Origin of the sequence: Chromobacterium sp. Rain0013 (assembly GCF_015291765.1) — a bacterium.
Taxonomy (GTDB): Bacteria; Pseudomonadota; Gammaproteobacteria; order Burkholderiales; family Chromobacteriaceae; genus Chromobacterium; species Chromobacterium haemolyticum.
Genome location: NZ_CP031514.1, coordinates 4,015,191 through 4,033,242 on the forward strand (window position 1 = coordinate 4,015,191; position 18,052 = coordinate 4,033,242).

The 18,052-nt window shown below is 62.8% G+C and carries 12 protein-coding genes and 1 pseudogene; 8 read left to right on the forward strand and 5 right to left on the reverse strand.

The window, feature by feature from the left end; all coding sequences use genetic code 11:
• Positions 1–59 precede the first annotated feature (59 nt).
• Positions 60–1,517, reverse strand: a complete 1,458-nt coding sequence (locus DXT74_RS18260; protein WP_194426695.1) for a ShlB/FhaC/HecB family hemolysin secretion/activation protein — start codon at positions 1,515–1,517, stop codon at positions 60–62.
• A gap of 376 nt (positions 1,518–1,893) precedes the next feature.
• A complete protein-coding gene (locus tag DXT74_RS23070; protein ID WP_255524771.1) occupies positions 1,894–2,025 on the reverse strand; it encodes a hypothetical protein in 132 nt (43 codons plus the stop codon).
• A 71-nt stretch (positions 2,026–2,096) separates the two neighbouring features.
• On the opposite strand from DXT74_RS23070, the pseudogene DXT74_RS18270 reads away from it, so the two are divergent.
• A pseudogene (locus tag DXT74_RS18270) lies at positions 2,097–2,791 on the forward strand (IS5 family transposase); the annotation flags it as partial.
• Positions 2,792–3,885: 1,094 nt separating this feature from the next.
• On the forward strand, positions 3,886–7,773 hold the full coding sequence (locus tag DXT74_RS18275) for a non-ribosomal peptide synthetase (protein WP_194426696.1): 3,888 nt from the start codon (positions 3,886–3,888) through the stop codon (positions 7,771–7,773).
• 85 nt (positions 7,774–7,858) lie between these two features.
• Here the strand turns inward: DXT74_RS18275 and DXT74_RS18280 are convergent, their stop codons facing one another.
• Entirely contained in the window at positions 7,859–8,218 is a 360-nt protein-coding gene (locus DXT74_RS18280) for a translation initiation factor Sui1 (protein ID WP_194426697.1), read from the reverse strand.
• 154 nt (positions 8,219–8,372) lie between these two features.
• Between DXT74_RS18280 and DXT74_RS18285 the strand changes: the two genes are divergently transcribed.
• From DXT74_RS18285 to DXT74_RS18300, 4 genes are all read left to right on the forward strand, one after another.
• Positions 8,373–8,723 carry a thioredoxin family protein gene (locus DXT74_RS18285; RefSeq protein WP_114151977.1) on the forward strand — a complete coding sequence of 117 codons (351 nt, stop codon included), beginning with the start codon at positions 8,373–8,375 and terminating at the stop codon, positions 8,721–8,723.
• Positions 8,724–8,898: 175 nt separating this feature from the next.
• Positions 8,899–9,309 carry a VOC family protein gene (locus tag DXT74_RS18290; protein ID WP_019102151.1) on the forward strand — a complete coding sequence of 137 codons (411 nt, stop codon included), beginning with the start codon at positions 8,899–8,901 and terminating at the stop codon, positions 9,307–9,309.
• Positions 9,310–9,574: 265 nt separating this feature from the next.
• Positions 9,575–10,033, forward strand: coding sequence for a MarR family winged helix-turn-helix transcriptional regulator (locus tag DXT74_RS18295; RefSeq protein WP_194426698.1), 459 nt, complete (start codon positions 9,575–9,577; stop codon positions 10,031–10,033).
• A gap of 163 nt (positions 10,034–10,196) precedes the next feature.
• The gene (locus DXT74_RS18300) at positions 10,197–10,769 is read left to right on the forward strand and encodes a cysteine hydrolase family protein (protein WP_043633712.1); all 573 of its coding nucleotides are present in this window, start codon (positions 10,197–10,199) and stop codon (positions 10,767–10,769) included.
• Between the two features lie 153 nt (positions 10,770–10,922).
• On the opposite strand, the gene DXT74_RS18305 is transcribed toward DXT74_RS18300, so the two are convergent.
• A complete protein-coding gene (locus DXT74_RS18305; RefSeq protein WP_043591580.1) occupies positions 10,923–11,840 on the reverse strand; it encodes a bestrophin family protein in 918 nt (305 codons plus the stop codon).
• A 226-nt stretch (positions 11,841–12,066) separates the two neighbouring features.
• The gene (locus DXT74_RS18310) at positions 12,067–12,966 is read right to left on the reverse strand and encodes a LysR family transcriptional regulator (RefSeq protein ID WP_194426699.1); all 900 of its coding nucleotides are present in this window, start codon (positions 12,964–12,966) and stop codon (positions 12,067–12,069) included.
• 127 nt (positions 12,967–13,093) lie between these two features.
• Here DXT74_RS18310 and DXT74_RS18315 point away from each other — a divergent pair, with 127 nt between their 5' ends.
• Together DXT74_RS18315 and DXT74_RS18320 are read left to right on the forward strand one after the other, a co-directional pair.
• Positions 13,094–13,852, forward strand: coding sequence for an SDR family NAD(P)-dependent oxidoreductase (locus DXT74_RS18315; protein ID WP_081556147.1), 759 nt, complete (start codon positions 13,094–13,096; stop codon positions 13,850–13,852).
• 237 nt (positions 13,853–14,089) lie between these two features.
• Positions 14,090–17,938, forward strand: a complete 3,849-nt coding sequence (locus DXT74_RS18320) for an EAL domain-containing protein (protein ID WP_194426700.1) — start codon at positions 14,090–14,092, stop codon at positions 17,936–17,938.
• The last annotated feature ends 114 nt before the right edge of the window (positions 17,939–18,052 follow it).

An 18,052-nucleotide genomic window follows, 5' to 3' on the forward strand; every position in this document is an offset into this window, starting at 1 on the left:
AACGGGACAGGGCCCGGCCTTGAACGCACGCTCAAGGCCGGGAGCTCGGCAAAACGGGCTTATTGCCAGAGCAGAGTCAGATTGAAATGGGTGATGGCTGGCCGATTCCAGCCTTGCGGCTGGCGCATCGCGCGTTCGTGGCTGAGCTCGGCGCTGAGTTTGCCCGCCAACTGCGCGCGCAGGCCGGCGGCCCAGCCGGAAAGGCTGCGGCTGGTATCGTCGGCGTAAGCCGGATGCGACACCCTGCCGGCGTCCAGGCCCAGATAGCCTTCCAGCTGCGCGCCGGCCAAGACCGGTAGCGGCGCGCTCAGTTCATTGCGCCAATACAGGCCGCCGCGGCCGCTGAGGCTGTTGCTGTTGAAGCCGCGCACGGTGTAACGGCTGCCGATGGAGAACTGTTCCGAGGGCAGCAGCGGATCGGCGCTGTACTGGCCGCGCAGCTCGCTGCTCCAACGCCAGGTTTGGCTGCCCAAGCGCAGCGGCAGCTGCAAGGCCAGACGGCTTTGAAACAGCTCATGGCGGGCGGTGAAGCCGGAGGCGGCCGTTTGCTCTTCGTTTTGCGCGCCCCAGCCGCCGATGCCGCGCTGATAGCTAAACGAGGCGTCCAGCACCGCTTCGCCCAGATAGCGGCGATGGCTGAGCTCCAGCCCGGCGATGGTCAGATCGCGGCGTTGCTGCGCGATTTCCGCATCCTCGATAAAACTGCGCGAAGCTTTGCGGGTCAGGCTGGCCTTGAGTTCGGTTTTGCTGCTCTGGTCACGGTGCAGCAAACGCGCCAGCGACAACAGGGTATTGCGGCTGTGGCCGCTGGAAGAGAAGGACTGGTTGACGCCCTGCACCGTTTGCCGGTACGCGAACGCGCTATAGCTGGCGAAAGCGGTCCAGTCGCCCCAGGGCAACAGCCAGGACACGGTATGCGCCTGGCTCAGCGGATGGGCTATATGTTCAGCGTCCTGACTCCAGGACAGGGACAGCAAGTCGTTGAAGCCGGCGCCGCCGCCCAACAGCAGGCTAGCGTTGCTCTGCAGCCTGCCAGTGGCGGGCTGACCGCTGTCGTCCAGGCTCAGCTGCCCGGTCAGCTGGCGCGCGCGACTGCGGCTGACCGCCACATCGCTTTCGCCAGGCTGTTGGCCAGGAACGATTTCCATCGTCGCCTGCTGGGTGGGCACCCGCCCCAGTTGTTCCAGGCCCTGCTCCAGCGCGCGCACATTGAGAATGTCGCCACCGCCAAGCGGAAAGGCGGACGCCAGACCGCGATCGCCCGGCCCGTCCTTGAGCCGGATTTGATGGATGCGCCCCGGCACCACCGCCAGCCGCAAGCGGCCCTGCTTCAGGTTCTGCTCCGGCAGATACACCCGGCTGGTGACATAGCCGCGCTCCACCATTGCATTGCTCAACTCCGCCACCACTTGATCCAGTTGGGCCAAGCCCAGGCATTGTCCTTGCCAGTGAGCCGCCACCGAAGGCAGCCAGCCGCGCCAGGCGTCGGGCATGCCCTCCAGCGCGATTTGCTTCACAGTGAAACACGCGTCTTCATGAGACTCCGCAGCGGCAGGCGAAGCGACAGGACTGGGCGCGGAGGGAGATTGGAGCACATCAGGCCGCCGTTGCAGCTCTTCGCGCTGCAACTCCAGTTGTTGTTGCTGATGCCGAAGAATTTGTTCGTCCAGCGCGGACGCTCCGGCTGCGGGGACAAGAAAGCCGCCCAAAACGGCGGCCTGAATGAGTGTATGGTTCACGGAAGCTTAGAGTGATTATTTTAAATTATTTAAATGGTATTTATGTTCCCATTTTAAATAATGACACTCGCAAGGTAACTACGTGAAAATACGTAACACATAAAAAAACCGGAAGCTTCGCCTCCGGTTATTTGTCTGTCTCGCCTTGTCGCGCTCAAGCCGCAACAATGCTCTCCAACTCCGGCAAGGCGATCTGGTGATCCTTGCTGTATTGGTAGTCGTGAAACACGTGCTCGGCGCTGAGCAGTTGATAGCTGCCGTCTTCACGCTGGACTGTGGTGGGCACCTCGAAAAACCTAGACGAGCCCACCTGCTGTTAAAATTACGATGTCCTGAACCTTGCCGAGCTTGAGCCCGATGAAACAGCGCAACGCCATCAAGAACGACCTGTTCGCCGCCGATCATCACCGCCACGAAGATCGACCGGCTGGGCGATCCGCTCTCCGAGATCGAGCAGCATATCGACTTTGCTGCTTTAGCTGCCCAGATCGACCGGGTGGCACCGAGACCGGTCAGCCCGCAGGGCGGTCGGCCGCCGTTTCCGACCGAAACGATGCTGCGGATTCTGGTGCTCAAGCGGCTTTACAACCTGTCCGACGAGTAGATGGAGTATCAACTGCTCGACCGTATGAGTTAGCAGCGTTTCTGTGGTCTGAGCCACGCCGTTAATATCCCCGACCGCACCACGATCTGGACCTTCGAGAACCGGATCGGTGAGACATGGCGCTCATGTGCTGTTCGACGGTGTGTCAGCCCAGTTGCTCAAGCAGGGCTATATCGCACGCGGTGGTCAGATCATTGACGCGACGCTGGTACCGGCGCCGAAGCAGCACAACAGTCGCGGCGAGCAAGAACGTCTCGATCAGGGCGCGACGCCGGCCGATTGGAAACCGGCCAAGCGGCGCCAGAAGGACCAGGATGCAAGCTGGACCAAGAAGCACGGCAAATCCTATTTCGGCTACAAGCTGTCGGTGAACGTCGACAACAAATACAAGCTGATTCGCAAGTTCGAGACCGATACCGCTAGCACGCACGACAGCCAGCATTTCGACGTTGCGCCAAATGTGGTCGCGGCAATCATGTTGCTGCCGGGTTCACTGAAAATCTCGGGTTATTCGAGGTGTCCTTAACAAGGGAAATTTGTGCAATGGCCTACTCTTTCCTGCCCTGTGAGGTGTTAACAACAGTTCTGATCCTCCCGGGTCAACTGTCGCACAAGACCGAAATGCATGGCGCCCTCAGCAGAGGGCGTCGGAATTTCGGTCTTTTTCTTTGCGCATTAAATTCAACTCAACGCAGGCGTCAACTGGATGGGATTGAGCAGCCCATGCGCCTTTCTTGCCCGCCCGTCACACCTCCTCCCTTTTGTCGCGCCGCGGCATGACCGCCCCGCCCGCCTTTCCAGCCCGCAGCAATTTTGCTGCGATGCACCGTTTGCCACAGAGCTGCCACAGCCTTTAAAAGCGTGCATTGAGCAAGGTTAATGTTTTATCAGCCGTCTCAAAATGTGCGTTTGCACAAATGAGACAAATCCCTCTTGCCGACATATGTCGAGTGAATTTTACTGTGTAAATTTCATGCCGCATTGATATAATTGCCCCGTATTATCAAAACGACATATTCGACCTGTCTTATACGACATGTGCAGGGCAACCATGAAAAACGCCATAACGCGCACCTACCACACCCGCCCACGCCAATCCACGGCGTCGCCGACAGATCCCCCCTTCCCCGCGCCCATCTGCCGCCAGTAAACCGAGCCATGTACTAAGGCGGCTAACAAACCCCTGATGCTGCGTTGCGCCGACTTGCCGTACTCAAGTACTGCCTGCGTCGGCGCGCCTTGCCCCAGCCGTAAAACTGATTTTGTTAGCCGCTCTAGAGAGCCTGTTCAAAGCCTGCTGCGCTTCGTGGAGCGTTGCACGGTGAGTACAAGCTCAACATGCTCATGTACCACTCGACTATTCCGCTTTTTCGCTCGTTTTCGCCTTGTCTCGCTCTTGCTCGCGAGACTTTGAACAGGCTCTAAACCCGCCGCAATAGCGAAACGCGCGCTTTTTCTGTCTTTGTAGCCACACCCGTATCTGCCATTGACTTAATTTTAAACACATTAAATTAACTGTAAATACAATATATTGGAAATGTCATGCTAGAAGATAAATCAATCTGCCCGCTGAGCGCCGCTCAGCAAGAAGTCTGCCTGGCCATCGGTCAAGAAGGCCGCAACCTTCATTACCACCTGTGCGATGTGATCGAATTCAACGGCGATTTGCAAACGCCCTTGCTGGAACAAGCCATCAGAACCGTGTGCCAACAGGTGGACACCTTGCGCGCCACTTTCGAAACGGACCCGTCCACCGGGCAATACCGGCAACGCCTCCGCCCCCAATTGCACGACGACTATTTTTCCTGGCACGACCTGTCCGCCAAACCGGATCCGGAGCAGGCCTACTCGGCCATGCTGGAAGAACTGCTGGCCGACGATATGGACCTGGCCGGGCAACCGCTGATCCGCTATCTGATCGTCAAGCTGGCCGATCGTCGTCATCGCATGATAGAGCTGGGCTCTCACCTGGTGGTGGACGGTTTCGGCCACGCCATCTTGTTCAAACACATTACCGACTGCTATGTCCGGCTGGCGCGCGGAGAAGCCATCGAGCCGCTGCCGGCGCAGCCGCTAAGTCAGGTGTTCGAAGCGGAGCAGGCCTATCGCCAGAGCGAGTCCTATCTCAAGGACCAATCCTATTGGCGCCAGTACTGTCTGGATCTTCCCGACCCCACCCAGCTGGTGCCGGGCGAAGCTCCCCTACGCAAGCTGAACCGGCTACGCAAGGTCTTCTCCGGCGCGGCGGTGGACGGGCTGCGGGAAACCGCTTCCCTGCGTCGGCTCCGCCTGTCCAGCGTGCTGCTGGCGGCCTGCGCCACCTATCTTCACAGAATGACCGGACAAAGCGAGCTGGCGGTGGGCATGCCGGTGGCCGCCCGCCAATTGAAAGCCTTGCGCGAGATTCCGGCCATGGTGGCCAACATCCTGCCGCTGCGCATCTCGTTTACGCCGGAATCCACGGTGTTGTCCGTCGCGGCGGACATCCAACGCCAGTTGCGGCGTCATCTGTTGCATCAGGGCTACCGCTCGGAAGCCATGATCCGCGACCTGTACGCGGAGCGCGGCCACAAGCCGCTGTTCAACACTCTGCTCAATATCGTGGCCTATGACCAGGAAGTGGACTTCGACGGCTGCGAAGCCACGGTTCAGAACGTCGCCAACGGCCCCGCCGACCATCTCGGCATAGACATCTTCGACCGCAACGCCGACGGCCGGCTGGAGATAGGCTTCAACGCCAACGCCGATCTTTACCCGCTCGAGGCGCTGGAGCTGCATTACGCGCGGATGACTTTGTTGCTGGAGCGTTTCGTCGACGCGCCGGAAACTTTCGCCTCAGACTACCAACTGCTGCTGCCCGACGAACTCGAGCGCTGCTATCCGCTGCCGGCGCGCGCCGACGCGCCGCCAGTCTTCGCCGACGCCTTCGCCGCCTCCGCGCGGAGCCACGGCCACCTGCCGGCCCTGCGCCAGGGCGAACGCGAACTCAGCTACGCCGAGCTGGACGACCGCGCCAACCGTCTGGCCAGCCTGCTGCTGACGCGCGGCGTGCGACCCGGCGACGACGTCGCCGTCATCGTATCGCGCAGCATCGAATGGGCGGTTGCGGCGGTGGCGCTGTTCAAACTCGGCGCCGGTTATGTGCCGGTTGACCCCGATCTGCCGGAAGCCCGCATCGAATACATTCTGGCCGACGCCTCGCCGGCCGCGGTCATCGTCACCGCCGGCGGCGCCGTCAAAACCGAGCTTGCGCCGGAGAAACTGCTCTATCTGGGCGCCGAGGCGCTGGACGCGCTGCCGCCTGCCGCTCTCCCGCTCCCTCGCGTGCTCCCCTCCGCGCCGGGCTATCTGATCTACACATCGGGCTCCACCGGCAAGCCCAAGGGCGTGGAAGTGACTCACCGCAACCTGGTGCCCATCGCGGATACCGCCATCCGGGCGGCGGGGTTGCAAGCCGGCCAGCGCGTGCTGCAATTCATCGCGGCCGGTTTCGACATGTCGGTTCTGGAAATCATGATGACGCTGCTGGCCGGGGCCACCCTGGTCCTCTGCGATAAAGTCTCCAGCGCGCCCGGCAAGCCGCTAGCCGCGCTGGTGAAACGGGAAAACATCAAACTGCTGGTGATGACGCCCAGCCTGCTGGCCTATCACCAGACCGAGGACTTCCCTCGGGACACCGTCCTGATGCTAGGCGGAGAACCTTGCACCCCGGCGCTGCTGGCGCGCTTCTCCCACTGCCGTCTGCTCAATGTCTATGGTCCGACCGAAACCTCCTTCGCCACCTCGATCAACGCCGACTACGGCGACGGCGACCTGTCCATCGGCCCCGCCACAGCCAACACCCGGCTCTACGTGGTGGACCCGCGGCAACGGCTGCTGCCGCCCGGCGCCTGGGGAGACTTGTTCATCGGCGGACCCGGCGTGGCCCGCGGTTACCGCAACAGCCCGGAGCTGACGGCCAAAGGCTTCGTCCCCGATCTGCTGGACCCCGCCGACACCATGTACCGAGCCGGCGACCGCGTATTCTTTGACCACGCTGGCCGCATTCACTATCAGGGCCGCCAGGACAACCAGATCAAGCTGCGCGGGCTGCGCATCGAGCTGGACGAGATCAAAAACGCCTTGCTAGGCTGCGGCGGCGTAGAGGACGCCGTGGCCTTGCTGCGCGATCTGCCGCACGGCCCGGCCATCGTAGGCTATGTGGCCAACCAGCAGTTGGAGCTGGACAGCGAGGGGCTGAAACAGGCGCTAAGCCGTCAATTGCCCCATCACATGATCCCCAGCGTCATCATGGTGGTGCCAGCCTTTCCGCTCACGCCCAACGGCAAGCTGGCCACCAACGAACTACCCACGCCGACGCTGCAGGACGACGGCGAGCAAGCGCCGCCGCGCACCCCGGAAGAAGAAATCATGTGCCGGCTGTTCGCGACAGCGCTGGAATGCGGGGAGGTCTACGCCAATCAGAATTTCTTCGCGCTGGGCGGGCATTCGCTGCTGGGTCTGCAGCTGATCAACACTATCAGGGAAACCTTCGGCGTCTCTCTGGGCATCGCCGACTTCCTGGCAGCCCCCACTCCGCGCCAACTGGCTCAGCGGCTGGAGCGGCCAGCCGCTTTCAGCGATCCCTTCGACGCCATGTTGCCGCTGCGCGTTCAGGGCGGCCGGCCCCCGCTGTTCTGCATCCATCCGGGCGGCGGCATCGCCTGGCCCTATGCCGGCCTGCTGCCCTTCCTGCCGGAGGATCAGCCGCTGTACGCCATCCAGTCTCCGATACTGCGCGACCCGGACCGCGTCATTGAATCGCTGGATGAGTTGGCGGAGGAATACCGGCAGCGCATCCAGGCGGTGCAGCCGCGCGGGCCGTACCAACTGGCCGGCTGGTCGGTGGGCGGCAACCTGGCGCTGCGCCTGGCCGCCATGCTGCAGGCCGACGGCCATGAGGTCAGCTTCCTGTGCATGTTCGACAGCTACCCGCTGCAAGGCGGGCCGGCTTCTCTGAAGCTGGACGACGCCACCATCATCACCCGGATGACGCGCGCCATCGTCGGCGCGCCGCGCGCCGGCATCAAGGGGCTGAAGAGCGCCATGGAGGAAGTGCTGGGCGGCAGCCAGGTTGGCGATGAGTTTCTGACCCGCCTGGTGAACGACTCCAAGCTGATGCTGGAGCTGCTCGCCCGCTGCCGCTATCAACGCTACGACGGCGACTTGATCTTCATCCGCGCCACCACCGACATCCTGCGCCCCGAGGATCAGCAGCCGTCGCTGTGGCAGCCTTACATCTCCGGCAAGCTGATCGAGTATGAAGTGAGCGCGCCGCATGAATGTCTGCTGCAGCGCCAGTATCTGGAACAGTTCGGCGCTCAATTCGCCGCCGAACTACAACGGCGGGCCTCGCTCAGCGTCGGCCAGGCTCAGGCGCAGCCGGCGTAGTCCCCCAGTATCAGCCTTGGCCCGCGGCTTGCCGCGGGCTTTTTCATTCCGACGAGGGCAGAGCGTCGCGGGCGGGGAACGGCTGCTAGCCGCCTGCGCGCTTCACCGTCCAGCCGCGCTGCTTGAGCAGCCCAACCACCTGTTCGCAGTGATCGCCCTGGATCTCGATCACACCGTCCTTGACCGTGCCGCCGCTGCCGCAGGCGTTTTTCAGCTGCTTGCCCAGTTGCGCCAACTCCAGCGCGTTCAGCGGCGCGCCCTGGATCACGGTGACCGCCTTGCCGTTGCGGCCCTTGGTTTCTCTGCGCACCCGCACCACGCCGTCGCCGGCCGGCGTCTCTTGCTTGCCGCATTGGCATTGGACAACGGCGAAGCCGCACTGCGGACACATGCGGCCGTGTTCGGTGGAGTACACCAAGCCGCCGGAAACATTGCGCGATTTCATGATTTCAAACCCTGGGCCATTGACGAAACGGCCTGCATCGTCGCGGTTTTGCCCGGTTTTGGCAAGCCCGTGCCGCTACCCCCTGCATCAAAAGCGCTGGCAAACGCATCAGTCTTTTGGCATATTTAAAATTCACCCCAGCCCCTCCCAGACCATGGACCAACTCTACCGCGACCCGGCGCCGGAACGCGCCCAACTGGATGCCCAGCCCGGCGTCACCGTGCTGGAATTCGGCGCGCCCTGGTGCGGCCATTGCCAGGCGGCCCAGCCCTTGATTCAACAAGCGTTGGCGGAATGCCCCGGCGTCCGTCATCTGCAAATCGAAGACGGGCCGGGCCGCCGCTTGGGGCGCAGCTACCGCGTCAAGCTGTGGCCTACGCTGATTTTCCTGCGCCACGGCCAGGAAGCCGCCCGGTTGACCCGGCCCGCCACCGCGGCGGCCGTCAGCGACGCGCTGCGGCAATGCTTGCCGCCCGAAGCGCCTGTTTACGATATCGCGAGCTAAGAGCCTGTTCAAAGTCTCGCGAACAAGGGCGAGACAAGGCGAAAACGGCTGAGAAAGCAGAGTGTATATGAGCATTTCAAAGATACGGTTCAACGCCGTATCGCCGACGCGCAGCAGATCGTGAACAGGTTCTGCAGCAAAGCCGGCCTCTCCCCCACCACCAGGAGTCTCTCTGATGAAAACCCTGCTGCCCTACATCAACTTCCACGGCCAGTGCGAACAGGCGCTGGCCTTCTACCGCCAATGCTTCAACGGCGAGATTGTGGCGCTGATGCGCTTCGGCGACGCGGACTTCCCCAGCCCGGACGAAGCCAAGAACAAGATTCTTCACGCGGAGTTCAAAGCCGAAGGCGTTCATTTCATGGCCTCCGACGGCATGCCGGGCCGCACGCCCGTTCTGGGAGAAAACATCACGCTGAACTTCATGCTGGACAGCGAAGCGGAGCAGACGGCGATCTTCGAAGCCCTGGCTCAAGGCGGCCAGATCAACGAACCGCTGCACGACGCCTTCTGGGGGGCCCGCTTCGGCATGCTGGTCGACCGCTTCGGCATACGCTGGATGAGCAACTGTCCGAAGCCGAGTTAAGCCTCCGCTCAATGCGGGCCGCGAGGCGGTAAGCGCGGCGCTTCGAACGTGTTTACGATCTCGCGAGCCAGAGCGAGACAAGGAGAAAACGGCTGAGAAAGCGGAGTGTACGCACGGTACATGAGCATTTCGAAGCGGGACTCACCCTGTCACGTCTCACAACGCGCAGCAGATCGTAAACAGGTTCTTAAGCCGCTCGGCAACCATCCTCGCGCCGCTCCTTCCACATTTATCTATATAAACATAGCTATGCTAAAATAGCGGAATGCCACACCTGACCGTCACACCGGAAGCCGCTTCCCGGCTGCGCCTGCAACTGATGGCCTTGACGCGCCGGCTGCGCCTGGAAGCGCAGGACGACGAACTGCCGTTCGCCCAACTCTCATTGCTCGCCTGCATCGAACGTGCCGACGGCGCAGCAACGCCGTCGGCGCTGGCTCGCGCGGAAAAGCTGCGCAGCTCCAATCTGGCCAGCCTGCTGCGCGAGCTCGAGACCGGGGGGCTAATTCTGCGCGCGGCCGATCCCGAAGACGGCCGCAAGGTCCGGATCCGTCTGAGCGAAGCCGGCCACAGCGTCCTTGAGGCTCACCGCCTGCGCAAAGACGATTGGCTGCGCGCCGCGCTGGCTGGGCTGCCGCCGCAACGCCTGGAGCTGCTGCTTGCCGCCGGCGAGGTACTGGCGGAGTTGGCCGCCGCTGAACCGCCGGCCGCGCGCCAGCCTTGATCAATACGTAATTAGAGCCGCTAACAAAACCTCACAGAGAACCTGAGCCAAGGCGCGCCGACGCAGAAAACGAAGTTTCTGCGAAGCTACAGTACAAGTGGTACGACCAGGAGGCGCAACGCAGGATCAGGGGTTTTGTTAGCGGGTCTTAAGGAGCTCAGCGATGAACACCGCTTTTATTGGTTTGGACTACATCCACGACATCATGGTAGACGGCGGCAAGGTTGCCCGCTGCGCCGAGCACGCACGCCAACGCGGCGTCATCGCCGCCGCCAACCAGGCCATTGCCGAGGCGCGCCGCCGCGGCTGGCTGGTGGTACAGGTGAAAGTGGGCTTCTCGCCCTCCTATGTGGAGCAAGCCAAAAACTCGCCGCTGTTTGGCCGCGCGCACGAATTCGGCGCGCTGGACCTGTCCGGCCCCGGCACCGCCTTCCATCCGGATCTGGACGTGAGGCCGGAAGACGCCATCGTGATCAAGCCCCGCGTCAGCGCGTTTTACGCCACCTCGCTGGAAGCCGTGCTGCGCGCGCACCGCATTGAACGCCTGATCCTGTCCGGGGTCAGCAGCACCTGGGCGGTGCAGGCCGCCGCGCGCGACGCTCACGACCGCGATTATCAGGTACTAGTGCTGGAAGACGGCTGCGCCGCCGCCAGCGAAGAAGAGCATCGAACCTCGATGCGTCAGTTGGAAACGATAGCGCGCATCATTCGCCTGGATGAGCTGGCCGCGCTATAAGAGCCTGTTCAAAGTCCCGCGAGCCAGAGCGAGACAAGGCGAAAACGAGCGAAAAAGCGGAATGGTCAAGGGGTAGATAAGCATTGTGAGGGAGTACTCACCGTGTAACGCTCCACAACGCGCAGCAGATCGTAAACAGGCTCCAAGTCCCGCTCAATACAAATAAATGCCCTGCTGCTCCGGCGCCGGCGCGGCCACGTCCTCGCCCTGCATCTCGCGCAGCGAGGCCTCAATGCCGTGGCACAGCGCGGACAACGGCAGGTCGTTGCCCTCCTTGCCAAACGGCTCTTCCAGCTCCTCGCCTATCACTTCCAAGGCCAGATAGGTGTAGGCGATGAAGACGGCGATCGCCGGCGTCAGCCAGCCTATGCTGGTGACCAGGCCGGCCGGCAGCAACAAGCTGTACACGGTGACGGTGCGGTTGAGCAACACCCGGTAAGTGAAAGGGATGGGCGTGGAGGCGATGCGCTCGCAGCCGCCCAGCACTTCGGACAAGGAGTTCAGATTGCGGTCCAGCGCATGCCATTGCATATCGCTCAACGCGCCGTCGCGGCGCATGCGCGCGGTCAATTGTCCCAACCAGGCCAGGATCAACGCCGGCTTGAAGCGTCCCGCCAACGCCTTGTCCAGGATCTCCTCCGGCAGCAGCCGCCGCAAATGCGCGTCGGCGTCGTCGCCGCGCAGCTGCGCCTTCAGCGCGTAAGCGAAGGCGCAACAGCCGTCTATCAAGTGCCGCGCGTCGGCGTTGTCCGGCGCCAGCGACAAGGCCTGCCGCGCCAGCGAGCGGTTGACGATCAGCAAGCTGCCCCATAGCTTGCGCGCTTCCCAGAAACGTTCGTAGCTGACCGAGTTGCGAAAGCCCAGGAAGATGGCCAGCGACACCCCCATCAAGGTGAAGGCGGGAATGCTGAGCGCCGAATCCGCGTGCTCGCTCAACCACCAGCCGCGCACAGCGGCGGCGGCGATGGAAATGAAGAAAACCAGCAATAGGCGCGGCATGATGCGCGGCAACACCGAACCGTGCCAGACAAACAGCAAGCGCAGCCAGGAAGAGGTGGATCTAACAATCATGGTGGGAATATGACGAAGTAAGAACGTGTTTACGATCTCGCGAGCTAAGGCGAGACAAGGCGAAAACCGCTGAGAAAGCGGAATGTACACACGGTACATGAGCATTTCGAAGGGGTTTTCAACGCCGTATCGCCAACGCGCAGCTGATCGTAAACAGGTTCTAAAATGGTTGACCGGCCTACATGATAGGGCAGCTTGCCCCTGCGCCGCCATGTTTGCGCCGGATTCAGAGCAAGTGGGGCGCCAGCGCCTCCGCCAGCCAATCCATGAATACCCGCGCGCGGCGCGGCAGGTTGCGTCGATGGGCATACAGCAAGGTCACCGGCATCGGCGCGGCGCGGAATTCCGGCAAGACTTCCACCAGTTCGCCTCTGTCCAGCAAATGACGCACGCCGGACTCCGGCGCCTGGATCAGTCCCAAGCCGGCCAGGCAGGCCGCCTGGTAGGCGTCGGCGTTGTTGACGATGACGCTGCCGTTCATGGCCAGCCAATGGCTGCCGCTTTCGTCCCGCCACTCCCAGCCGGCCGGGCGCGCCCCCAGGGTGGAGACATAATGGACCAACCGGTGCCGCGCCAGGTCCTCCAGGCCGGCCGGCGTGCCATGGCGCGCCAGATAAGCCGGGCTGGCGCAATTGAGCTGCCGGAAGCGTCCCAGCGGCCGCGCCACCAGGCTGGAGTCGCTAAGCTCCCCCACCCGCAACACGCAATCGAAGCCCTCGCGCACGATGTCCACCTTGCGATCGGTGCTGCTCAACTCCAGCTCCAGCCTCGGGTGGCGTTGCAGAAACTCGTCCAGGCGCGGCAACACCTGGTAACGCGCCACGCCGCTGGGCATATCCACCCTCAGCCGCCCGCTCAGCGCCTCTTCGCCGCGCTGAAACATGCCCTGCAGCTCGTCCATCTCCGCCAGCACATCCTTGCAGCGTTCGTAAAAAGCCTGGCCGTCCTGGGTCATCTGCACTTTGCGCGTGGTCCGATGCAACAAGCGCGCGCCCAGCCAGGCTTCAGTCTGTTTAACCGCCACCGAGATGCTGGCCTTAGGCAGGCCCAGGCTGTCCGCCGCCTGGGTGAAGCTGGATAGCTCGGCTACCCGGACAAAAATCTGCATTGCTTCCAGCTTGTTCATCTCCACCGCCAATTGTTATGAATATACGAACACTATAATTAAATAACCCATATTTGTTTATCGAAAACCACACAATAAACTGAGCTCATCGGGTCCAAACCTGCACCCGCCCCTACAGGAGATTCCCATGAGCAAGAAGATCGCAGTCATCACCGGCGGCAGCCGCGGCCTGGGCAAAAGCGCGGCCCTGCACCTGGCGCGCCAGGGCGTGGACGTAGTCCTCACTTATCAAAGCCGCGCCGCCGACGCCGAGGCGGTGGTTGCCGAAATCCGGGCCTTGGGCGGCAAGGCCGCCGCGCTGCCGCTGGACGTCGGCCAGAGCGCAAGCTTCGGCGCCTTTGCCGCCCAGTTGCGTCAGACGCTGAGCGAACAATGGCAGCGCGCCGACTTCGACTTTCTGGTCAACAATGCCGGCATCGGCATTCACGCCGCCTTCGCCGACACCAGCGAGGCGCAGTTCGACCAATTGATGAACATCCAGCTCAAAGGACCGTTCTTCCTGACCCAGACACTGCTGCCGCTGATCGCCGACGGCGGCCGCATTCTCAACGTCTCCACCGGCCTGACCCGCTTCGCCCTGCCCGGCTACGCCGCCTACGCGGCGATGAAGGGCGGCGTGGAAGTGCTGACCCGCTACCTGGCCAAGGAACTGGGCCCTCGCGGCATCGCGGTCAACGTCATCGCCCCCGGCGCGATTGAAACCGATTTCGGCGGCGGCCTGGTGCGCGACAACGAGCAGGTCAATGCCCATATCGCCGCGCAAACCGCGCTGGGCCGCGTCGGCCGGCCAGACGACATCGGCGGCGCCATCGCCACCCTGCTCAGCGACGGCGCGGGCTGGGTCAACGGCCAACGCGTGGAAGCCTCCGGCGGCATGTTTCTGTAAAAGTCCGCCCCATATCGGCGCATGCCAAACGGCGGCGTCAGGTTTTGTCAGTCGGCCAAGTGGAAGTACTTAGCGCGCGATCCGTCCCCCCGCGCAAGCCTTGCCAGGCAAGGCTTGCGCGGGGGGACGCCGCGGCACGCCAACCCCGCATTACGCATTCGACATGGCGGCGGCTTGCCCCCTTCTCCGGCAGGAACTAATTTTCGATTATTCCCTGTCCCGGAAAGTAGCCGCCACATGCGCGCAGGCCTAAACCGCACTCTGTCCGCCGTCAGCGGGCTGGGCCTGCGAACTCAATTACTGCTGTTCGCACTGGCCTGCCTCCTTCCCGCCGCCGTGCTGATTGGCATCGGCGCCTATGAATCCGCCCGCGATCTGCGCGACGCCGCGCAAATGCAAACCCGCATCGTGGCCAACCAAGTGGATCAAACCCTGGCGGACAAGATCGTCGAACTGGAACGGCTGCTGGCGCAGCTTAGTCAACGGCCGCCGTTGCGCCGGCTCAACCCCGCCGAATGCGCCGACGCCTATCACGATCTCACGCTGAGTTTTCCCTCCATCACCCAGCTAACGCTCAGCAACGCCGCGGGGCAGCCGGTCTGCCGCCATGCGCAAAACCCCGCCATGCACGCGCCCCCGCCCAACCATGGATGGTTCTCCCGCGCGCTGGACGCCCCAGGGCTGATGCTCAGCGAACCGCTGCAAGAGCCCGCTACCCGCCGCTGGATCATCATGCCCAGTTATCCAGTGCGCGATGAACAAGGCCGCCGCGTGGGGCTGCTGACACTGCAACTGGATCTGCTGGCGCTGCAGTCGCACGTGCTGCCGGCCACGCTGGACCGCAAACTGACCATCGCGGTGCTCAGTTCGCAAGCGGCCTTTTTGCTGCGCTATCCGGACCCCTCGCTCTGGCACGGCAAAACCTCGTCCAATGTCGTCCGCACCATCTCGCGCATCCGCGGCAACGCCTCCGGCTTCGAACTGGGCGTCGGCCGCGACGGCGTGTCGCGCCTCTACTCCTATCGCAAGTTCTCCCAAGCCGACTGGCTGATCATCGCCGCCTTGCCGGAACAGGATGTCTTCGCGTCTTACTACAACCGCCTGCGCTGGGGCGCCGCCAGCAGCATCGCCACCTTGCTGCTCTGCGGCTTGCTGGCGCAAAGCTTCAGCCGCGCGCTGACCCGCCCTGCAAGACAGCTGGCGGAGACGGCGCAAGCCGTGGCCAGCGGCGCCTCGCAGGCGCGGGCGCAGGAACTGGGGCCACGCGAACTGCGCACGGTGTCTCGCCAGTTCAATCACATGCTGGACCAGCTGCAAGCTCACGAAGCCGCCATCCGCCTCAGCGAAATGCAACGCGCCGGCATCATCGACACTGCGATGGACGCCATCGTCACCATCGACGCCGATTTGAACATCATCTTGTTCAATCCCGCCGCGGAACGAGCCTTCGGCTACCGAGCCGAGCAAGTGCTGGGTCAACGGGTCGACATGCTGGTGCCGGAATCCTTTCGTTCCCACCACGCGCGGCTGATTCGCGATTTCGGCTGGAACGGCCCGATCAGCCGCCGTCTTGCGCCGGCCGGCGGGGTACGCGGCCTGCGCGCTGACGGCAGCGAGTTCTATGCGGAAGCCTCGGTATCCCAGCTTGAGGTGGGCGGCCAGAAATACTACACCGCCATCATGCGCGACATCACCGAGCGCCTGAAAACGGAACAGAAACTCAAACGCCACAGCCAACAATTGGAGTCGCTGCGCGATATGGGGCTCACCCTGCTGTCCGCCGCCAGCCCGAAGCAAACCGCGCAGGAAGCGCTGCGCATGCTGGCGCAACTGGTGCCGTTCTGGGGCGCGTCAGCCACGGTGTTCGACTGGCGACACGAGGAAATCATCTTTTTGGCGCTGGAATGCGACGCCAAAGACGAAATCCCGATCGACAGCCGCTTCCCCTTCTCCAGCTTTGGTTTAAGCGACCTGGAGCAGCTCAAACGCGGCGAGCCCAGCTTCATGCACGACATCGCCACGCAGGCGCAACCGCCCGCGCTGGTCAAATGGCTGCGCAGCCACGGCGTGCGCGCCTATCTGCGGCTGCCGCTGATGGCGGAAGGACAGTTGCTGGGGTCCCTGAACCTCGCTTTTCAGACCATCGCCCGCCACGACTTTGAACATCTGGAGGTTTCGCGGGCCTTCGCCCAACAACTAGCCATCACCCTGCAGCACTCCTTGCTGCGGCTGCGCATAGAACGGCTCAACCGCGTCTACGCCATCCTCAGCGGCATCAATATGCTGATCGTGCGCTGCCACGACCGCCAGGAACTGTTCCAGGAAACCTGCCGCATCGCCACCCATAGCGGCGCGTTCAAAATGGTCTGGATCAGCTTGATGGACCAGAGCGACGGCCAACACCGCCTCGCCGCGCTGCAAGGGCAAGCGGAACCGTCACCCGACCCAGAGGCGCTGCTGCAGTTGTCCGCCGTCGCCATCAACAGCGGCGGCAACCTCGTCTGCAATCAGCTTGGCGCGCCGCTGCCCTACACGGCGCGCGAACAATTGCTGGCGCAAGGCATCCGTTCGCTGGCCTGCCTGCCCTTGCCGCTGCCCGGACAACACGCCGCCTCGTTGACGCTGTGCTCCAACGAGGCCAACGTCTTCGATCACGAAGAAATGCAGCTGCTATCCGAACTGGCCGGCGACATCGCTTTTGCGCTGGACCACATCGAAAAAGAGGAACGGCTGCATTTTCTGTCCTACTACGACGAATTGACTGGCCTGGCCAACCGCAGCCTGTTCCACGAGCGCCTGGCGCAGCAAATCAGCTCCAGCCATCATGAACAACGCCGTCTGGCGGTGATCTTCCTCGACATTGAGCACTTCAAATCCATCAATGACGTCTATGGCCGCTGGGCCGGCGACCAAGTGCTGCGCCTGCTGGCGGCGCGGCTGGAATCGTTTACCGAGGAAGCCCGGCTGCTGGCCTGCGTCAAGATAGACCGTTTCGCGCTGATGATCCCCGAGGTCAAAAGCGAGGAGGACATCGCGCGACAAGTCATGCAATTGCAAGAACGCTGCGTCGCCCAGCCCATCGCCATCCTGGACAAGCAGCTGCGCGTTTCCGCCAAATTCGGCATCGCCACCTTTCCGGAAGACGGCGACAACGCGGAAAGCCTGCTGGAGAAGGCGGAAGCCGCGCTCAAACTGGCGCAAAACACCAATGAGCGCTATCTGTTCTACCGCCAGGAGATGAGCGAACGCGCCGCCGTGACGCTGGAGCTGGAAAATCGGCTGCGTTTGGCGCTGGAGCGACAGGAGTTCGTGCTTCACTACCAGCCCAAAGTGGACGCGGTGTCGCGGCAGATCATAGGCGTGGAAGCGCTGTTGCGCTGGCAGAGCCCGGAGCGCGGCCTGGTATCGCCGGCGCAGTTCATCCCCTTGCTGGAAGAAACCGGCCTGATTCTGGAGGTGGGCGCCTGGGCGCTGCGGCAAGCCGCGCGCGACCATCTGCGCTGGCAGCAAGCCGGCTATCCGGCGCCGCGCATCGCGGTCAACGTTTCGCCGCTGCAATTACGGCAGGCAGACTTCTCCGAACAGCTGCAAAAAGCCCTGAGCGAAGGCGCCGCCGTGCCGGGCGTCGACATCGAAATCACTGAAACCGTGGTGCTGGACAACCTGGATACTTGCGGCGAAACGCTGCGCCGCATCCGCGACATGCTGGTGGGCATTTCCATCGACGATTTCGGCACCGGCTACTCCTCGCTCTCCTACCTGGCCAAGCTGCCAACCCAGGAGCTGAAGATCGACCAGTCCTTCGTGCGCGCAATGCTGGAAGATCCGGACGCGATGACTTTGACCGGCGCCATCATTGCGCTGGCCCATTCCCTGCAGCTCAAAGTGGTGGCGGAAGGCGTGGAAACCGATGAACAAGCCACCGCCTTGACTTATATGTTCTGCGATACCCTGCAAGGGTACCTATTTTGCAGGCCTCTGCCGGCCGCGGAATTGGAGCGCCGCTTCTGGCTGGAGCGGCCCGACCCGCGCGCGCCGCTGCTCAATATCGTGCAGGAGCCCGCCGTCACCCCGGCCGCCGGCTAAGAACCTGTTTACAATCTGCTGCGCGTCGGCGATACCGGGGTAAAAACCGCTTCGAAATGCTCATGTACCCTGTGCACGCTCTGCTTTTTCAGCCGTTTTCGTCTTGTCTCGCCC